We start from the raw sequence: 17,213 nt of genomic DNA, 5'->3' as shown, positions 1-17,213 counted from the left end.
CTAATAGTCTTCTATTTCCTTAAGAAGCACTGCTTCTATCTCATCCTCGCTGAACTTTCTTACTATCTTGCCCCTCTTGAAAAGTATAGCCTCTCCGCTTCCGCCTGCTATTCCAATGTCGGCTTCGCTTGCCTCTCCCGGACCGTTAACTGCGCATCCCATTATGGCTACGGTTATCGGCTTCTTGATATTTTTTGTCTTTTCTTCTATCCTCTCGGCAAGCTCAATGAGGTTTATTTTTGTCCTTGCACAGGTCGGGCAGGATACTATCCTAATTCCATCCCTCTGCAGCTCAAGTGCTGAGAGTATCTCCTTTGCTACATATATCTCTTCTACAGGGTCAGCAGTAAGGGAAACTCTTACAGTATCTCCTATGCCACCCAGTAGCATATGGCCGATTCCTATCGACGACTTTATAGTGCCTTTTTTTGTGGTTCCCGATTCGGTTATCCCAAGATGCAGAGGATAGTCTGTCATCTGTGCGAATTTGGTGTAGGCCTCTATGGTCTTGAATATGTCGCTGGACTTGAGAGAAACCACTGTGTTGTAAAAGTCAAGATCCTCAAGTATCTTCACATGGCTCATGGCGCTCTGCACCATGGCATCTGCACCTTTTCCATAAAGATGGACTATCTCCTTCTCGAGGGATCCCCCATTTACGCCTATCCTTATCTTTATGTTTCTTTCCTTTGCCTTCTGTATTACTTCTCTTACCTTATCATGTCCGCCTATGTTTCCAGGATTTATCCTCAGTCCATCCACTCCGTTTTCAATGGATTTCAGGGCCAGCCTGTGGTCAAAATGGATATCCGCCACGAGCGGTATGTTTATCTTCTTCACTATGCTTTTTATGGCTTCGGCAGACTCAAGGTCCGGAACGGATGCTCTTACTATTTCGCAGCCTGCGTCTTCAAGCCTCTTTATCTGAGCAACAGTTGCCTCTACATCTGATGTAACCGTATTTGTCATCGACTGTATGCTTATTTTGTGCCCGCTTCCTATCTTCACGTCTCCTATAGTCACGGTTCTTGTTATTCTTCTGTTTATCATGTTTTACTCCAGTTTTTCTCTATCCTATAAGCCTTGTTATATCCTTGAATGTAATAAAGATCGTAAACGCCATAAGAACTGCAAAGCCTACCATCGTAAGCTTCATCTCTATATCCTTGTTCATCGGCTTTCCACTGAGAGCCTCAAATCCGTAGATTAGTATCTTGCTTCCATCAAGCGCGGGTATCGGAAGCAGGTTCAGTATTCCAAGGTTCAGGCTGAGAACTGACGTAAGATAAAGCAGGTTTATCCATCCGGTGGAAGCAACATCATCCACTATGGCCACTATCCCTACGGGTCCTGAGAAGCTGCTTATATCAGCCTTTCCTGTAAACAGCTGCCTGACTATATCCAGCATCATCGTACTCATGTTAAGGGTAGCCTTTGACCCCGATATGACAGACTGCCCCAGATCCTTTTCAAAGGCCGGCGATATCCCTATCATCATCCTTCCCTCACTAAGGGTAGGCGTTATTTCTATTGTCTGAGCCTGCTGGCCTTCTCTCTGAACGACCACGCTTATCACATCATCGGAGTTGGCATCTATGGCCTTTACCACATCCTCCCATGAGCTGGTCGGTGCGCCCTCAACCTCCAGGATTTCGTCTCCTGCGCGCAGTCCGGCTGCCGCTGCAGGCATGTCTGCTGCCACATCGCCTATCTTATTGACCGGAACTCCGGTAAGGAATACTACAAGTATCATCAGGATGAGCGCGGCTGCTATATTTACGATTGGTCCCATCGCTATTATCTTTATCCTGTCCCAAGGGCTCTGATTCATGAAATTGTCGCCTTCTTCGAACAGGGAATCATCTTCGTCTCCGAATCTCACATATGCTCCAAATGGAAGTGCTCTTAGAGTATACTCTGTGTCTTTGTGCCTTTTCCCGAGTATCTTGGGTCCCATGCCAATGGAAAGTTCATATGCTCTCACCTTGAGAAACTTTGCAGTGAGAAAATGCCCAAGCTCATGTATAAGCACGAGGAATGTAAATATGAGTATTGCTAATATTATATTCATTGGTTCTCCTTAATTTAAATCCTGAAAGGCTCTACAGATTCTGAATATATGTTATGAATGTTATTCCGTAGTATGTCAGAGGAGCTGTAAAAAGTATGCTGTCAAATCTGTCCAGGATACCACCATGTCCCGGGATCAGGTTTCCATAATCCTTTATACCGAATTCTCGCTTTATCGCGGATGCAAAAAGATCTCCTATCTGTGAAACTGTGCTGCCTATCATGGCAAGTGGGATAAAATACATAGGATTCGGTTCCTGAAAGTATCTTGCAAAGACAAGCGTGAGCAGAACTGTACCTGCGACTCCGCCTACTGCTCCCTCGATCGTCTTTTTTGGACTTATCTCAGGTATGAGCTTATGCTTTCCAAAGAACATTCCTGTAAAATATGCACAGGTATCGCTCCCCCATGCGAATATGAATACCAGCCATATATATATGGTCTGATCCATGCTGAGGAGGTTTATGTGCGAAAGGAATACCGGTATATATATATACCCCATTATGGTGATCATTAAATCCTCTACCCTTATCCTGCGATTCATTATATATACGGCACCTACTGCAAATATCAGGTATGTGACAGAGATCACTATGTGTGAGTAAGACATCCCTGAATACGTCATGGCAGTGTACATAATTACAGTCATTGCATAGATCGTTGTCTTGAGAGGCTTGTAGCCGCTGCCCTCAAATACCCTGAAAAATTCATACAGCCCTATCAGCGAACATATAAGCGCTCCCAGATATATTGATATTCCTCCATTTATTATCACGAAGAATAACAATGGAAGTAGTACCAGTCCGGAAATGATTCTCGTCAGCATAAGTCCCCCTTATTTGGCGTTGCCAAATCTTCTGTCTCTGTTTTGATAATCTGAAATAGCCTGCTGGAGCTGCTCTGCTCCAAAGTCCGGCCAGTTAATATTTGAAAACCAGAATTCACTGTATGAGGATTCCCACATCAGGAAGTTTGAAAGCCTGTATTCTCCGCTTGGCCTTATTATGAGGTCCGGGTCAGGCATGAAGCTGGTGCTGAGATGCTCTGATACAGTCTCTTCGCTGATCTGTTCAGGGAGGAGCTCTCCATCCTTTACTTTCTGGGATATGATTCTCACAGCCTGAGTTATGTCTGCTCTTGCACCATAGTTAAGTGCAAGCGTGAGCGTGAGCGCGCTGTTGTCCTTCGTATATTCGATTCCCTCCATGAGCTTTGCATAAGTCGACTTTGGAAGAGCGGTTATGTCTCCTATCGTCTTGATCCTTACGCCTTCTCTGTGAAGCTCTTTTAGCTCTCTTGTCATATACTGCTCAAGCAGCCACATGAGAGAAGATACTTCTTCCTGCGTCCTCTTCCAGTTTTCCGTAGAAAACGCATATACCGTAAGAAAAGGTATTTCGAGTCTTTTGCACTCCTTCACTATGGTCCTCAGGTTCTCTACTCCCTGCTTGTGACCCATGGTGCGTTTAAGTCCTCTGGATTTTGCCCATCTTCCATTGCCATCCATTATGACTCCTATATGTTTTGGCATTTTTTCTCTGTTAAGCTGCATTTCATATCCTCTTTTGCTGAAATTTGTAATAATAAAATAATATATGTTAACGTAAGTTGTTTTCAGATTTATATCTTTTAATAAACTCAGCGGAAAATCCGCTGAGTCTGTATTTTTATGCTTATTATATACTCGTCCTGAAGCCTGTAGCCGTGAGCAGTACTCCGGACGGTTTTTGAATTGCACGTATCACGTGCATCTGCGTAAGGATTTCTTTGTCCTTGCCTCCGCAGGTATACTCAACTTCATATTTCACGCCCTGATCCTTAAGAAGCGCCTGCGCCTCTTCAAGACGCATTGAAACCAGTATTTTTATATCCATTATACTTCCATGATCTCTTTTTCTTTTCTGGCAACCATTTCATCTACAGTTTTTGTGTACCTGTCTATTATCTTCTGTACTTCGTCTGTAGCTTTTTTTGCATCGTCTTCTGTAAGCTCTCCGTCTTTTTCAAGCTTCTTGATCTTGTCGTTAGCTTCTCTTCTCTCATTTCGGAGCGCTACCTTTGCCTGCTCTCCTGTTTTTGCAACGAGCTTTGTAAGGTCTTTTCTTCTGTCTTCTGTAAGCTGAGGTATTGCAATTCTTATCTGAATTCCATCATTCGTTGGGTTAAACCCGAGGTCTGACACCTGAATGGCTTTTTCTATGCTCTTGAGTGAACTTTTGTCCCATGGCTGGATAAGTATTACTCTTGGCTCTGGTGCTGAAACTCCTGCCATCTGCTTCAGAGGAGTAGGGGTTCCGTAATAATCCACAACCACCTTGTCCAGCATAGATGGGTTGGCTCTTCCTGCTCTTATTACTGCCAGGTCTTCTTTAAGCACAGATATGGTTTTTTCCATTTTGGATTCAAGTTTTTCATGTACTTCGTTTTTCATGGTAATACTCCTTTGCTTTTTAGTCTATTATATCATATACTGCTATTCTACTCTACTATTGTTCCTATATTTTCGCCTTTGATAACCCTGATTATATTGTCCGGGTCCTCAAGTGAAAATACTCTTATAGGTATCTTATTGTCTTTACAAAGGGAGGTTGCTGTTGAATCCATTACTTTCAGATCTCTGTTTAGCACTTCAAGATAGCTCAGCCTGTCAAATTTTACAGCGTCAGGATTTGTAACAGGGTCACAGTCATATACTCCATCGACTTTCTTCGCCAGCAGTATCACCTCTGCATCCACTTCCGCAGCCCTGAGCGCAGCAGCCGTATCTGTGGAGAAGTATGGATTTCCGCTTCCCGCTCCAAAAATAACTACTCTTCCTTTTTCAAGATGTCTCATAGCTCTTCTTCTGATGTATGGCTCTGCGATTTCCTTCATCTCTATCGCTGTCTGAACTCTCGTTACCACGTCTATATTCTCAAGCGATGACTGAAGCGCAAGTGCATTTATCACAGTCGCCAGCATGCCCATGTGGTCAGCTGTCGTTCTGTCCATGTTCTCTCCGCTCCTGCCTCTGAAGATATTTCCGCCGCCTACTACTATGGCAACCTCAGCTCCGATTTCAAGCATCTTCTTGACTGATTGTGCTATTTCCAGGACTGTGTCATTATCTATGCCAAACCCTTTTTCTCCAGCCAGCGCTTCTCCGCTGAGTTTCAAAAGGACTCTTTTGTATGCTAATTCACTCATTTGATTCTTTCCTCCGCTTATAAAAAGAGAACACGCTTATAGCCGACAGATGATATGTTTCACTGCATCACAAGGTGTTCTCTGCTAATTCAGTTTAGTTTCCTAATTGTTTTGCAACTTCTTCTGCAAAATTTTCTTCCTTCTTCTCTATTCCTTCTCCAACTTCAAATCTCTGAACTCCGGCAATTTTTATTTCTTTTCCAAGAGCCTTTGCCTTGTTCTCGATTATCTGCTTTACAGTGAAATCTGAATCTTTTACGAATACCTGCTCAAGAAGGCAAACCTCTTTAAGCTGCTTGTTAAGTCTTCCTTCTACCATTTTCTTAGCTATTTCTTCAGGCTTTCCTTCGTTTATAGCCTGAGCTGTAAGGATTTCTCTCTCATGCTCGATGTATGCCTGATCTACGTCATCTCTTGAGATATACATAGGGTTCATCGCTGCTATCTGCATTGCAACGTCTTTTCCAAGCTCTTCAAGATCTGCAGCTGCAGCTTCTGAGTCAAAGTTTACAAGAACTGCTATCTTTCCAGCTCCGTGAACATATCCAACAACAGCTCCTGTAGCTTCTTCTCTTGCTGATCTTCTCAGGTTCATGTTCTCTCCGATTTTTGCTATCTTTCCGTTAAGAACTTCCTGAACTGTCTCTTCTGTTCCCATATATTTTGATTCTTTAAGTGCTTCGATTGAAGCTGGTGCTGTCTCAAGTACCATTTTTGCAAGGTCTTCTACGAATCCTATGAATTCTTCGTTCTTTGCAACGAAGTCAGTCTCTGAGTTAACCTCTACAACTGCTCCCGATTTCATGTCGTCAGCTATTACAAGCTTAACAAGTCCTTCTGCTGCTATTCTGTCCGCTTTCTTAGCTGCCTTTGAAAGTCCTTTTTCTCTTAGAAGGTCTATCGCCTTGTCCATATCTCCATCAACTTCTGCAAGAGCTTTTTTGCAGTCCATCATTCCAGCCTGAGTTTTTTCTCTGAGCGTTTTTACCATACTTGCTGTTATTTCCATTTGTTTTTCCTCCTGTACATATTAAAAGTAAGGTACCCAGACCACCTCACTTGCCTTGGTGGGTGAGTATTTTATGAGGATACCTTACTTTGAATTCAAATTGTTTATTATGCTTCTTCTGTAACTTCTACTGTCTCTTCAGCGGCTTCGCTTGAAGTAACTTCGATAGCTCCCTGCTTAGCTTCGATTATAGCCTGTGACATAGCTCCTGCAATAAGCTTTACTGCTCTTATAGCATCGTCATTTCCTGGTATTGGGAAATCAAGCTCGTCTGGATCACAGTTTGTGTCAACTATTCCTACTACTGGTATTCCAAGCTTCTGAGCTTCTTTGATAGCTATTCTTTCTTTTCTTGGGTCAACTACGAAAAGTGCTCCTGGAAGCTCTGTCATGTCCTTGATTCCGCCAAGATATTTCTCAAGCTTCTCTTTTTCTGCCATAAGCTTGATAACTTCTTTCTTAGGAAGTACATCGAATGTTCCATCTTCCTGCATTTTTTCAAGCTTTCTCAGTCTGTCTATTCTTGTCTTGATTGTCTTGTGGTTTGTAAGCATTCCACCTAACCATCTCTCGTTTACAAAGTACATTCCTGATCTTTCAGCTTCTTCTTTTATTGAATCCTGAGCCTGCTTCTTTGTTCCTACGAAAAGGATTGGCTTTCCTGTCTCAGCAACTTCTCTTACGAAATCGTATGCTTCTTCTATTTTCTTAACAGTTTTCTGAAGGTCTATTATATAGATTCCATTTCTCTCTGTAAAGATAAATCTTGCCATTTTTGGATTCCATCTTCTTGTCTGATGTCCAAAGTGTACTCCAGCTTCTAAAAGCTGCTTCATGCTAACTACGCTCATTTTTTTCTCCTCCGGTTTTTTCCTCCGCTGTGTTTATCTCTGTAAAAGGCCTTCTTAAGGCACCCTTTTACAAAATGCACGGCGTGTGTATTATTAAAATTTATACCCATAATATATTATACTATTTTCCTTAAAAAAGCAAGCTTATTTTAAGGAAAAACAGTTGTCGGACTAATGTCTTTTTGATGGAAGAACTTCAAGCCAGTATCCGTCCGGATCAGATATGAAATATATTCCCATCTGAGGATTCTCGAAGCATATACATCCCATATCCCTGTGCTTTTCATGAGCCTCTTCAAAATCATCTGTCTCAAACGCCAGGTGGAACTCATTTTCTCCAAGATTGTAAGGCTCTGTTCTGTCTCTTAGCCATGTGAGCTCTAGCTGATGGCTGCCTTCAGATGCCTCCAGATAGACCAGCCTGAAGCTTCCGTCCTCCGGTTCATGCACTCTCTTTATCTCCATTCCCAGCGCTTCTTTGTAAAAAGCGATGCTCTTTTCAAGATCGAGCACATTTATATTGTTGTGGATCATTCTGAATTTCATAAAGTTATTCCTCCTCTGTGCTTGTTCCAATATATATTTACAGCTCTGACGCTTTGACAAGCAGTACGACAGCCTGTGATGATATGCCTTCTTCTCTTCCTTCAAAGCCCAGCCTCTCTGTGGTGGTCGCCTTTATGCTTATTCGGCCTGTTTCCGTTTCAAGGTCTCCTGCCACGTTTTCTCTCATAGCTTCTATATAAGGTGCCATTTTCGGCCTCTGAGCCACTATGACGGCGTCCAGATTTCCTACCGAATAGCCTTTGCTCTTTATGAGGGCAAAGGCGTCTCTGAGAAGTATCCTGGAATCTATGTCCTTGAAATCCGTCGAGCTGTCCGGATAGAGTTTTCCTATGTCTCCAAGCGCAAGCGCGCCCAGCATGGCATCTGTTATCGCATGCAGAAGCACATCTGCATCTGAATGACCGGCAAGACCTCTCTCGTGAGGTATCTCCACTCCTCCGATAATGAGCCTTCGTCCCTGCTCAAATGCATGGACATCGTATCCTGTTCCTATCCTCATATCACGGCCTCCGTCTTCAGTATCGCCTCCGCAAACGCGAGGTCTGAAACTGTGGTTATCTTTATGTTTTCATAGCTTCCTTCTACGACGCTCACCCTGGCTCCGTATCTTTCGGCTACTGAGGCATCGTCTGTAGGCAAGAAGTCGTCTTTCGAATTCAAGAGGTCTTCATAGGCAGCTATAAGCAGCTTTCTTGAAAAGCCCTGAGGTGTCTGTATAAGATACACGCTTTCCCTGTCAGGCGTCGACTCTATGAAACCATCCGAGACTATTTTTACAGTGTCCTTTGACTTTACGGCCATCACTGCAGCGCCGGTCTCTTTTGCCTTTGCGGCCAGCTTCTCTATTTCCGAAAGCTTCACGAAGGGTCTCACCCCGTCGTGTATCAGAACAGTCTCCGAATCCTGTGAAGACGCCCTTATGCCATTCAGGCTGGATTCAAATCTCTCTTTTCCGCCATATGCTATCTTTACAGGTTTTTCCGATTTTACCTTTGAGAGTATGTTCTCCCTGAAATAAGCTTCATCATCTTTCATCAGCACTATGACTATCTCATCTACAGCCTCAGATTCTGTGAATTTTTCGATGGTCCTGAGTATTACAGGCTTTCCCATTATTTCAATATACTGCTTGCTTACTCCGGCTGCAGACTTCATTCTTGTGCCTTTTCCAGCCGCGACAATTATTGCACTCGTCATATCCTGCCCTCTAAAAAAACATTCCGAAATCAGGACCATTTGTGCCCGACTTCAGAATGCATGTCTGTTTTACTTATCTTTTTTAAGAAGAAGCGCCTTTCTTGAAAGGTTCAGCCTTCCCTGTGAATCTATCTCCTGAAGAAGTACTTCTATTTCATCGCCCGGCTTGAGCACGTCCTCAACCTTGTCGACTCTCTTTACGTCGATCTGAGATACGTGAAGCAGGCCTTCCTTGCCAGGAAGTATTTCAACGAATGCTCCGAACTGCATAAGTCTCGTTACTTTTCCCTTGTATACTGTTCCAGGGATTGGATCTGCAACTATGCCTTCGATTATGGCCTTTGCTTTTTTACCCATATCTCTTTCTACGGCAAGAATGAATATCTTTCCGTCGTCTTCGATATCTATCTTTACTCCGGTTTCTTCAATTATCTTGTTAATTACTTTTCCGCCTGAGCCTATTACGTCTCTTATCTTGTCAGGGTTTATCTGCATATTTATTACCATAGGCGCATATTTTGAAACTTCCGGTCTTGGCTCTGTTATTACCTTCTGCATCTCGCCAAGTATGTGAAGCCTTCCTGTTTTTGCCTGTGCAAGCGCTTTTGTAAGGACTTCTTCATCTATGCCTGATATCTTTATGTCCATCTGGATTGCAGTTATTCCATTTTTAGTTCCTGCTACCTTGAAGTCCATGTCTCCGAGGAAATCTTCCATTCCCTGGATATCCGAAAGTATGGCAAGCTTATCTTCTTCCTTGATAAGTCCCATCGCTATTCCGGCAACCATGTCCTTAAGCGGAACACCCGCATCAAGAAGCGAAAGCGTGCTTCCGCATACGCTGCCCTGTGAAGTCGATCCGTTTGATGAAAGAACCTCTGATACTACTCTTATCGCATAAGGGAATTCTTCCTTTGAAGGTATCATAGGCTCAAGAGCTCTCTCTGCAAGTGCGCCGTGTCCTATTTCTCTTCTTCCCGGACCTCTTGAAGGTCTTGCTTCTCCTACGCTGTATGCTGGGAAGTTGTAGTGATGCATGTATCTCTTTTCATCTTCTTCGCCAAGTCCGTCAATTGTCTGAGCGTCTCTGAGTGATCCAAGAGTTGTGATGCTGAGAACCTGAGTCTGGCCTCTTGTGAAAAGTCCGCTTCCATGAGTTCTTGGAAGTGTGCCAACCTCACACCATATAGGTCTGATTTCGTCCATTCTCCTGTTGTCAGGTCTTATTCTGTCAATAAGGATGAGCTCTCTCACACCCTGCTTTGTCAGCTTGTAAATAACTTCATCGACATGCTTCATGTTGTCCGGATACAGCTGTGCAAAGTGCTCAAGCGTCTCCATCTTTACCTTGTCCATGTTTTCCATTCTTTCAAGCTTGTCCTTTGTAAGGATTGCCGCCTTCATCTTGTCCTTTGCATAAGCCGTAACTTCAGCTTCAATTTCCTCAGGTGCCTTGAAAACTGCGTACTCGTCTTTTTCTTTTCCAACTGACTTAACTATGCTTTCAACAAATTCTACTATTTTCTTGATCTGTTCATGAGCAAAAAGTATTGCTTTGAGCATGACTTCTTCAGATATCTCATTAGCATCGGCTTCAACCATCATTATGGCATCTTTCGTACCCGATACTACAAGATACATTTCAGATATCGCTCGTTGCGCAAGATCCGGGTTTATTATCATTTCCCCATCTATAAGTCCTACAGCTACCGATCCTGTAGGTCCATTGAATGGTATTGAAGATATGGAAAGCGCTATCGATGATCCTATCATCGCTATCGTATCAGGGTTTACATCAGGGTCGATTGAAAGCACTGTCGCTACAACCTGAACATCATTTCTGAAACCCTTTGGAAAAAGCGGTCTTATAGGTCTGTCTATCAGTCTCGAAGTCAGTACAGCCTTTTCTGACGGCCTTCCTTCTCTCTTTATGAACCCGCCTGGTATCTTTCCTACTGAATATAGCTTTTCTTCAAAATCTACGCTCAGCGGGAAGAAATCTATGCCTTCTCTTGGATTTTTTGAACTTGTTGCGGCAACCAGAACCATAGTGTCTCCGCATCTCAGAAGACATGCTCCGTTCGCAAGCTCTGCGACTTTACCTATTTCTACTTCGAGGTTCTTGCCGCCTAATTGCATTTCAAATTTTTGTATCATTCATACCTCCATTAATATTAATACTATATATAAGTTTTGTTTAATTGTTTTATAGAAAAAGAGCGGTCTTTTCCCGCTCTTTTTTGCCTTTACTTTCTAAGTCCTAATTTCGCAATCAGTGCATTATATCTTGTAAGGTCTTTAGCTTTTAGATATTTTTGAAGGTTTCTTCTGCTACCTACCATTTTTAGAAGTCCTCTTCTTGAATGGTGGTCTTTCTTGTGAACTCCAAGGTGACCGTTAAGCTCATTGATTCTGTGTGTAAGAATAGCTATCTGTACTTCTGGAGAACCAGTATCTCCCTCATGAATTGCGTATTCCTTGATTATCAGTTCTTTTTCTACTTTAGTCATTTTCTTTTTTCTCCTTTGAATTTTATTATCAATCATGTCCTGGACCAAGGCTTACGTCGGAGTGTCGTGAGTCCTAGTTTCAGGCAAAATCAATCTTTATAATTATATCACATAAGCAATTATTCGTAAATATGTTTAGATCTGTTTTCGATTATATTTTTTACATCCTTCGACATCTGTTCTATAAGCTCTTCTACGCTGTCGAATTTGAGTTCGTTCCTGAGCCTTCTTATGAACCTTATTTTTATGGTCCTTCCATAGAGGTCGCCTTCAAATCCCACAAGATAGGTTTCCACCCTCAGGGTCTTGTCTCCTACGGTAGGATTGTTTCCCACATTGGTCGCTCCTATGAATACATTTCCCTCTATCTCCACCTCTGTCTCATATACGCCCCTTGCCGGAACGGCCTTTTCTGAGTCAATATAGAGGTTTGCTGTCGGGTAGCCAAGCTTTCTCCCCAGCTTCTTGCCATGTACGACTGTGCCTTCAACACTGTACATCCTTCCAAGATACCGGTTTGCGCTCTCTATATCTCCACGTTCCACAAGCTTTCTTATGTGAGAGCTTGATACTCTCTTGTCGTCCATTATAAGAAGCGGGATTACATGCACCTCAATTCCTCTTTTTTCACAGTATTCCTTTATATGATTTATGTCCTGCTTGTCTTTGCCAAACTTTGCATCCTCTCCCATGACAAGGTGTTTTGCCCTGAGCTTCTTTACGAGTATGATGTCGCAGAATTCCTCACTTGACATTCCTCTTATCTCTTCATCAAAAGGAACATGAAGTACTCGGTCTATACCTCTTGAATGGAGTATGCTGTCCTTGTCTTCCTTGCTCATAAGCAGGTGTACGGATTTAGAATACAGGAAATTAAGGGGATGTATGTCGTAGGTAAAGGCTATGCTTTCGAGGTTTTCTCTCTTGCCTATCCTTACAGCTTTTTTTATGAGCTGCATGTGGCCAAGATGGAGCCCGTCAAAATTCCCCATGGTGACCACGGTGTCTCTTGTTATTTCAATCATATCTATATATTCCAGGAATGTCATGTAATTATATCCTTCTATTATCTATATTTGAGTTTCAGATTTCAAAACATAATCAGAGTTCTGGTTCTTCCATATATTTCCTATTCCCAGAAACTCCCCGTTCTCATTATACACCTTATATCGGGAATCCGGCATATCTTTTTTGATCTGTGCAAGCATGCCTTCCTGAGTTATGATCACGCCATTCATGTAGGCTTTCTGAGATCCATTTTTTATGACGGCTTCGGGATACCTGGAAAGGATTTTCTCGGTACCTGTAAGCACTTCACTGAAGCGTCCCTGAGAAATAAGCTCCTCTATCTCTTCTATGCTGAAGCTGTCCTCGATAGCAAAATCTTCCACCTTAGTCCTTATAAGGAGGCTGAGATGTGAAAGCTCTCCAAGATCTTCTCCAATGTCCTGAGCAAGACTCCTTATATATGTCCCGGCTGAGCATTCAACCTCTATCTTGAGGCACGGATGTGAATAGCTTATTGTTTCAAGCTTTGTTATCTCGATCCTTCGGGGCTTGATTTCCGGTATGTCCGCGCCTTTTCTTGCGAGATCATAAAGCTTCTGCCCGTTTATCTTTATTGCGCTGTATTTCGGAGGAATCTGCATAGTTTCTCCCCTGTATGCTGAAAGCACCTCTTCGATGCGCTCAGGAAGAAGCACGGCGCTCTCTCTTTCTTCAGTGATCTGGCCATAGGTATCCATTGTATCGGTAGTCTTTCCGAAGGTTATCTCCGCTATATAGGTCTTCTTTTTTTCGACTGCATACTGACTGAATTTCGTTGCACGGCCGCAGCATACCATCATGACCCCTGCTGCGTTCGGATCAAGAGTCCCTGTATGCCCGAACTTGAGCTTTTCTCCAAGGTGCTTTCTTGCAAGATACTTCAGCTTCCCTACGACGTCATTAGATGTCATCCCGGTAGGCTTGAGCACGTTTATAAATCCGTTATACATATCTGCTCCTTTGCCGCTTCTTTTATCTGACTGACAACAGTATCCAGGTCTCCGTTCATGCTGCATCCGGCTGCCCGCTTGTGGCCTCCGCCTCCAAATCTGGCTGCGATTTCGCATACGTTTGTCGCATCCTTTGAGCGCAGGGATATCTTGTACTCGCCCCGGCCTCTTTCCTTTATGAGGATTGCTACCCTTACTCCGTTTATGTTTATGACATTGTTCACAAGCGAATCTGTATCCTTGTAGTCTACGTTGTTTCTTTCAAGCATATCCATAGTAAGTATCATTATACCTACTGAGTCGTCTACTTCAAGGGTATCGAGGGATTCCTTCGTAAGCCTGAGGTAATCATAGCTGGTGCTCTGATATATGCGGTTTGCTACTGTATCTCTGTCCGCGCCCATTTTCGTAAGAAAGCTGGCATTTTCGAATGTATGCGCATCCACGGAATCATACAGGAAATTGCCTGTATCTGTAGATATCCCTGTATACACAGCTGTAGCAATCTGAGGAGTGAATTTTTTCTCATCGATCGATCTCAGTATGCTGCACAGGACCTCACAGGTAGAGCTTGCTTCAGGCTCTATGTGGTTGAGATCCGCATATCCGCGGTTTGACACATGGTGATCTATATTTATCGTAAATGATGCATTCTCCCATATTTCAGAAGATACACATATCCTGGATTCATCTGCGGTATCAAGGATTATAAGCACATAATCCCCACTTTGCGCAAGCGCTCTTCCGGTCTCAGTCGCAAGAAACTCTTCGCTTGTATATATTCTGTGGCATCTGCCTCTCATGTCGCTCTCATCCACGGCCCTTCTTCCAGGCTCATCAAGGAGGAATCTAAGGTTTTCCGGCACGCTGTCATCCAGCACGTGCCATGCTTTTTTTTCCATTTTTCTCAGAAAGAGAGTCATGGCGATGGATGAGCCTATATTGTCTCCGTCCGGACTCGTATGAGAGGTCACTATGAAATTCTTCGAGCCCCTTATCTTGTCGGTAATTTTCTCTATAATATCTGTATTGTTCATATTATTCACTTTCCTGATGCTTTTTTATTTATTTTCTTGATTATATCAGATACCCATGCATGTTTACAACAAAAACCGGCTGCGTGCCACCATGATGATAGGCAGCTGCAGCCGGTCTGAGATATTATTCTTCGGTATCAATGTTATTTGTGTCGCTGGCATCAGTTTCAGTTTCAGTGTCACTGACCTTTGCGTCACTCCTGTTCAGATCGTTTATAAGCTTTGACATATACGCTCCTCTTTCGATGGAGTCGTCAACCCTGAAGATTACCTCCGGAATGTACCTTATGTCTATCTGCTTTCCTACTTCTCTTCTTACAAATCCAGCAGAACGCTTCAGCCCTTCCATGACGTTTTCCTGATCGTTTCCAAGCACGCTTATATATACATAAGCATATCTGAGGTCTTTTACAACCTCTACTCCTGTAACCGATATAAGGGATCTCGAACCGCTTACCTTTGTGTCCTTGATCTGTCCTTCAAAAAGCATCTTTCCGATTATCTTCTTTATTTCTTCGCCTATTCTTCTTGTTCTTGCGTATGACATATTATCACCTGGATTTCTTATTTTCTTTTAACTTCTTTCATGAAATATGCTTCGATGATATCTCCCTCTTTGAGGTCGCTGTATTTCTCCAAGCTTATTCCACATTCATACCCTGTCGCTACTTCCTTGACTTCATCCTTGAATCTTCTGAGCGAGTTTATGGTTCCGTCATATATTACTATTCCGTCTCTTACCAGTCTCACTTTTGAAGCTCTCGTTATCTTGCCCTTTGTTACATAACATCCGGCAGCCATACCTGCGCCAGGCACCTTGAATACCATTCTTACATCTGCCTTGCCCAGTTCTTCTTCTACGAACTCTGGATCAAGCATTCCCTTCATAGCAGTTTCGATTTCTTCGATAGCCTGATAAATGATCGAGTATGTTCTCATGTCTACCTGCTCTCTTTCAGCAGTAGATGTCGCCCCCATTGAAGGTCTTACGTTGAATCCTATTATTATGGCGTTAGATGCAGATGCGAGCATTACGTCAGACTCTGTTATGGCTCCAACACCTGAGTGGATTACCTTTACAAGAACTTCTTCGTTGCTTATCTTTTCAAGCGAGCTTCTCAGAGCCTCGATAGATCCCTGAACATCCGCTTTTACGATAAGATTCAGTTCTTTCACTGATCCCTGCTGCATCTGAGAGAACAGGTCTTCAAGATGGATCTTTGAAGTTGCCTTCATGTAATCTTCTCTTATCTTGTCTCTTCTCTTTTCTGCTATTATCCTTGCCTGTTTTTCGTTGTCAACTACCACGAACTGATCTCCGGCATTTGGAACCTCATTAAGCCCAAGTATCTCTACCGCTGTCGAAGGTCCGACCTTGCCTGTACGGTTTCCTTTTGAGTTGATCATCGCTCTGATCTTACCATGTGATGATCCTGCAACTACCGCGTCTCCAACCTTGAGGGTACCATTGAGAACAACTACAGTCGCAACTGCTCCTCTTCCCTTGTCAAGGTTTGACTCAATTACCCAGCCTACGGCATTTCTGTCCGGATTTGCCTTGAATTCTTCAAGTTCTGAAACAAGAAGGACCATCTGAAGGAGATTTTCGATTCCTTCTCCAGATTTTGCAGATACAGGACAGTCGATCACCTCTCCACCCCATGCTTCTACGAGAAGTCCGTGGCCTGACAGCTCCTGTCTTACCTGATCTATGTTGGCAGTCGGCTTGTCTATCTTGTTTATCGCTATGATAAGCGGTACTCCCGCAGCCTTTACGTGGTTTATCGCTTCTACTGTCTGTGGCATTATTCCATCATCTGCCGCTACTACTATTATCGCGATGTCCGTTACCTTGGCTCCTCTTGCTCTCATCTCTGTGAAAGCCTCGTGGCCAGGAGTGTCCAGGAACACTATCTTCTGTCCGTTTACCACGACTTCTGATGCTCCTATATGCTGAGTTATTCCACCGGCTTCTTTTTCTGCGACTCCTGTATGTCTTATCCTGTCAAGCAGCGTTGTCTTACCGTGGTCAACGTGACCCATTACGGCTACGATTGGAGCTCTTGGCTTAAGATCTTCTTCAGCATCTTCTTCTATCTCTATGTCTACAAGATCCTGAGGCTCTTCTTCTACTTCCTGTTTCATCAGTATGATATCATATTCCTGAGCTACTTTTTCCGCTGTCTCAAATTTGATTTCCTGATTTATGCTGGCCATTATACCTATTTTTACAAGCTTCATGATTACTTCTGATGCCTGCACTCCAAGTGCCTTGGCAAATTCTCCGACCATTATAGTCTCTCCGATTGAAAGTATGCCGTCTTCTGCGCTTCCTTCAATCTGAACTACTTCCTGCTCTTCTACTGGAGGCTGCTCATGTCTGCCTCTCTTCTTTTTCTTGCCCTGAGTTTTTTTAGTAAGGTCTCTCTTTGCATACTTCATTTCACCGGATGCAAATTTGTTGTCCTTCTTTTTTCCCTTATCCTTGGCTTTTTTAAGCTCTTCTATCTTAAGTTCTTTTCTTTTCTCTTCTTTTTTGATTTCTATCAGAAGCTCTTCTTTTGTAAGATCCTCTTTCGTGTCCTTTTTGAAATCTCTTTTTCCGTCTTTTCTGAAATCCTTCTTGTCATCTGATCCGCTCTGGCTTCCCTGGTAAGGCTTTCTCTCACCAGTCTGATTTCCCTGGTAAGGCTTTCTCTCACCAGTCTGATTTCCCTGATACGGCTTTCTTTCACCAGTCTGATTTCCCTGATACGGCTTTCTTTCACCAGTCTGATTTCCCTGATAC

The 17,213-nt window shown here is 43.2% G+C and carries 19 protein-coding genes; all 19 read right to left on the bottom strand.

Going from position 1 to position 17,213, the window contains the following annotated elements; genetic code table 11:
* Complete coding sequence (ispG, locus tag AC4PGZ_RS01455) at window positions 1–1,050, bottom strand: flavodoxin-dependent (E)-4-hydroxy-3-methylbut-2-enyl-diphosphate synthase (RefSeq protein ID WP_492159318.1); 1,050 nt, start codon at window positions 1,048–1,050, stop codon at window positions 1–3.
* 19 nt (window positions 1,051–1,069) lie between these two features.
* Complete coding sequence (gene rseP, locus AC4PGZ_RS01450; RefSeq protein ID WP_492159317.1) at window positions 1,070–2,071, bottom strand: RIP metalloprotease RseP; 1,002 nt, start codon at window positions 2,069–2,071, stop codon at window positions 1,070–1,072.
* Window positions 2,072–2,102: 31 nt separating this feature from the next.
* A complete protein-coding gene (locus AC4PGZ_RS01445) occupies window positions 2,103–2,897 on the bottom strand; it encodes a phosphatidate cytidylyltransferase (RefSeq protein WP_492159316.1) in 795 nt (264 codons plus the stop codon).
* Between the two features lie 9 nt (window positions 2,898–2,906).
* Complete coding sequence (gene uppS / locus AC4PGZ_RS01440; protein WP_492159315.1) at window positions 2,907–3,623, bottom strand: undecaprenyl pyrophosphate synthase; 717 nt, start codon at window positions 3,621–3,623, stop codon at window positions 2,907–2,909.
* A 124-nt stretch (window positions 3,624–3,747) separates the two neighbouring features.
* A complete protein-coding gene (locus AC4PGZ_RS01435; protein ID WP_492159314.1) occupies window positions 3,748–3,945 on the bottom strand; it encodes a hypothetical protein in 198 nt (65 codons plus the stop codon).
* Entirely contained in the window at window positions 3,945–4,502 is a 558-nt protein-coding gene (gene frr / locus AC4PGZ_RS01430) for a ribosome recycling factor (RefSeq protein WP_492159313.1), read from the bottom strand. Before frr ends, AC4PGZ_RS01435 begins: the two co-directional genes overlap by 1 nt.
* A gap of 47 nt (window positions 4,503–4,549) precedes the next feature.
* The gene (pyrH, locus tag AC4PGZ_RS01425) at window positions 4,550–5,257 is read right to left on the bottom strand and encodes a UMP kinase (protein ID WP_492159312.1); all 708 of its coding nucleotides are present in this window, start codon (window positions 5,255–5,257) and stop codon (window positions 4,550–4,552) included.
* 94 nt (window positions 5,258–5,351) lie between these two features.
* The gene (gene tsf / locus AC4PGZ_RS01420; RefSeq protein ID WP_492159311.1) at window positions 5,352–6,266 is read right to left on the bottom strand and encodes a translation elongation factor Ts; all 915 of its coding nucleotides are present in this window, start codon (window positions 6,264–6,266) and stop codon (window positions 5,352–5,354) included.
* A gap of 107 nt (window positions 6,267–6,373) precedes the next feature.
* Window positions 6,374–7,117, bottom strand: coding sequence for a 30S ribosomal protein S2 (gene rpsB, locus AC4PGZ_RS01415; protein ID WP_492159310.1), 744 nt, complete (start codon window positions 7,115–7,117; stop codon window positions 6,374–6,376).
* A 171-nt stretch (window positions 7,118–7,288) separates the two neighbouring features.
* Window positions 7,289–7,663 carry a VOC family protein gene (locus tag AC4PGZ_RS01410; protein ID WP_492159309.1) on the bottom strand — a complete coding sequence of 125 codons (375 nt, stop codon included), beginning with the start codon at window positions 7,661–7,663 and terminating at the stop codon, window positions 7,289–7,291.
* Between the two features lie 37 nt (window positions 7,664–7,700).
* Window positions 7,701–8,183 (bottom strand): 2-C-methyl-D-erythritol 2,4-cyclodiphosphate synthase, encoded by a 483-nt coding sequence (gene ispF, locus AC4PGZ_RS01405; protein WP_492159308.1) that lies wholly within the window; start codon window positions 8,181–8,183, stop codon window positions 7,701–7,703.
* Window positions 8,180–8,881 (bottom strand): 2-C-methyl-D-erythritol 4-phosphate cytidylyltransferase, encoded by a 702-nt coding sequence (gene ispD / locus AC4PGZ_RS01400; RefSeq protein ID WP_492159307.1) that lies wholly within the window; start codon window positions 8,879–8,881, stop codon window positions 8,180–8,182. Before ispD ends, ispF begins: the two co-directional genes overlap by 4 nt.
* 69 nt (window positions 8,882–8,950) lie before the next feature.
* Complete coding sequence (locus AC4PGZ_RS01395; protein ID WP_492159306.1) at window positions 8,951–11,038, bottom strand: polyribonucleotide nucleotidyltransferase; 2,088 nt, start codon at window positions 11,036–11,038, stop codon at window positions 8,951–8,953.
* Window positions 11,039–11,127: 89 nt separating this feature from the next.
* A complete protein-coding gene (gene rpsO / locus AC4PGZ_RS01390) occupies window positions 11,128–11,391 on the bottom strand; it encodes a 30S ribosomal protein S15 (RefSeq protein WP_492159305.1) in 264 nt (87 codons plus the stop codon).
* Between the two features lie 119 nt (window positions 11,392–11,510).
* Entirely contained in the window at window positions 11,511–12,440 is a 930-nt protein-coding gene (locus tag AC4PGZ_RS01385) for a bifunctional riboflavin kinase/FAD synthetase (protein WP_492159304.1), read from the bottom strand.
* Between the two features lie 21 nt (window positions 12,441–12,461).
* Complete coding sequence (truB, locus tag AC4PGZ_RS01380) at window positions 12,462–13,388, bottom strand: tRNA pseudouridine(55) synthase TruB (RefSeq protein WP_492159303.1); 927 nt, start codon at window positions 13,386–13,388, stop codon at window positions 12,462–12,464.
* A complete protein-coding gene (locus AC4PGZ_RS01375; protein ID WP_492159302.1) occupies window positions 13,370–14,425 on the bottom strand; it encodes a DHH family phosphoesterase in 1,056 nt (351 codons plus the stop codon). Before AC4PGZ_RS01375 ends, truB begins: the two co-directional genes overlap by 19 nt.
* Window positions 14,426–14,549: 124 nt before the next feature.
* Window positions 14,550–14,972: a 30S ribosome-binding factor RbfA gene (rbfA, locus tag AC4PGZ_RS01370; RefSeq protein WP_492159301.1), complete on the bottom strand. Its 423-nt coding sequence runs from the start codon at window positions 14,970–14,972 to the stop codon at window positions 14,550–14,552.
* Window positions 14,973–14,989: 17 nt separating this feature from the next.
* Entirely contained in the window at window positions 14,990–16,867 is a 1,878-nt protein-coding gene (infB, locus tag AC4PGZ_RS01365) for a translation initiation factor IF-2 (RefSeq protein ID WP_492160238.1), read from the bottom strand.
* Window positions 16,868–17,213 lie beyond the last annotated feature (346 nt).

Source organism: Proteocatella sp. QWL-06, assembly GCF_058684135.1.
The sequence above is the reverse complement of the archived record's forward strand: the minus strand, read 5'-3'. Positions and strand labels throughout refer to the sequence as shown.

What these genes read in the sequence shown, in the direction of transcription:
- ispG (WP_492159318.1), bottom strand. Translation starts at nt 1,050, where the DNA reads ATGATAAACAGAAGAATAACAAGAACCGTGACTATAGGAGACGTGAAG.
- rseP (WP_492159317.1), bottom strand. Translation starts at nt 2,071, where the DNA reads ATGAATATAATATTAGCAATACTCATATTTACATTCCTCGTGCTTATA.
- AC4PGZ_RS01445 (WP_492159316.1), bottom strand. Translation starts at nt 2,897, where the DNA reads ATGCTGACGAGAATCATTTCCGGACTGGTACTACTTCCATTGTTATTC.
- uppS (WP_492159315.1), bottom strand. Translation starts at nt 3,623, where the DNA reads ATGCAGCTTAACAGAGAAAAAATGCCAAAACATATAGGAGTCATAATG.
- AC4PGZ_RS01435 (WP_492159314.1), bottom strand. Translation starts at nt 3,945, where the DNA reads ATGGATATAAAAATACTGGTTTCAATGCGTCTTGAAGAGGCGCAGGCG.
- frr (WP_492159313.1), bottom strand. Translation starts at nt 4,502, where the DNA reads ATGAAAAACGAAGTACATGAAAAACTTGAATCCAAAATGGAAAAAACC.
- pyrH (WP_492159312.1), bottom strand. Translation starts at nt 5,257, where the DNA reads ATGAGTGAATTAGCATACAAAAGAGTCCTTTTGAAACTCAGCGGAGAA.
- tsf (WP_492159311.1), bottom strand. Translation starts at nt 6,266, where the DNA reads ATGGAAATAACAGCAAGTATGGTAAAAACGCTCAGAGAAAAAACTCAG.
- rpsB (WP_492159310.1), bottom strand. Translation starts at nt 7,117, where the DNA reads ATGAGCGTAGTTAGCATGAAGCAGCTTTTAGAAGCTGGAGTACACTTT.
- AC4PGZ_RS01410 (WP_492159309.1), bottom strand. Translation starts at nt 7,663, where the DNA reads ATGAAATTCAGAATGATCCACAACAATATAAATGTGCTCGATCTTGAA.
- ispF (WP_492159308.1), bottom strand. Translation starts at nt 8,183, where the DNA reads ATGAGGATAGGAACAGGATACGATGTCCATGCATTTGAGCAGGGACGA.
- ispD (WP_492159307.1), bottom strand. Translation starts at nt 8,881, where the DNA reads ATGACGAGTGCAATAATTGTCGCGGCTGGAAAAGGCACAAGAATGAAG.
- AC4PGZ_RS01395 (WP_492159306.1), bottom strand. Translation starts at nt 11,038, where the DNA reads ATGATACAAAAATTTGAAATGCAATTAGGCGGCAAGAACCTCGAAGTA.
- rpsO (WP_492159305.1), bottom strand. Translation starts at nt 11,391, where the DNA reads ATGACTAAAGTAGAAAAAGAACTGATAATCAAGGAATACGCAATTCAT.
- AC4PGZ_RS01385 (WP_492159304.1), bottom strand. Translation starts at nt 12,440, where the DNA reads ATGACATTCCTGGAATATATAGATATGATTGAAATAACAAGAGACACC.
- truB (WP_492159303.1), bottom strand. Translation starts at nt 13,388, where the DNA reads ATGTATAACGGATTTATAAACGTGCTCAAGCCTACCGGGATGACATCT.
- AC4PGZ_RS01375 (WP_492159302.1), bottom strand. Translation starts at nt 14,425, where the DNA reads ATGAACAATACAGATATTATAGAGAAAATTACCGACAAGATAAGGGGC.
- rbfA (WP_492159301.1), bottom strand. Translation starts at nt 14,972, where the DNA reads ATGTCATACGCAAGAACAAGAAGAATAGGCGAAGAAATAAAGAAGATA.
- infB (WP_492160238.1), bottom strand. Translation starts at nt 16,867, where the DNA reads ATGAAGTATGCAAAGAGAGACCTTACTAAAAAAACTCAGGGCAAGAAA.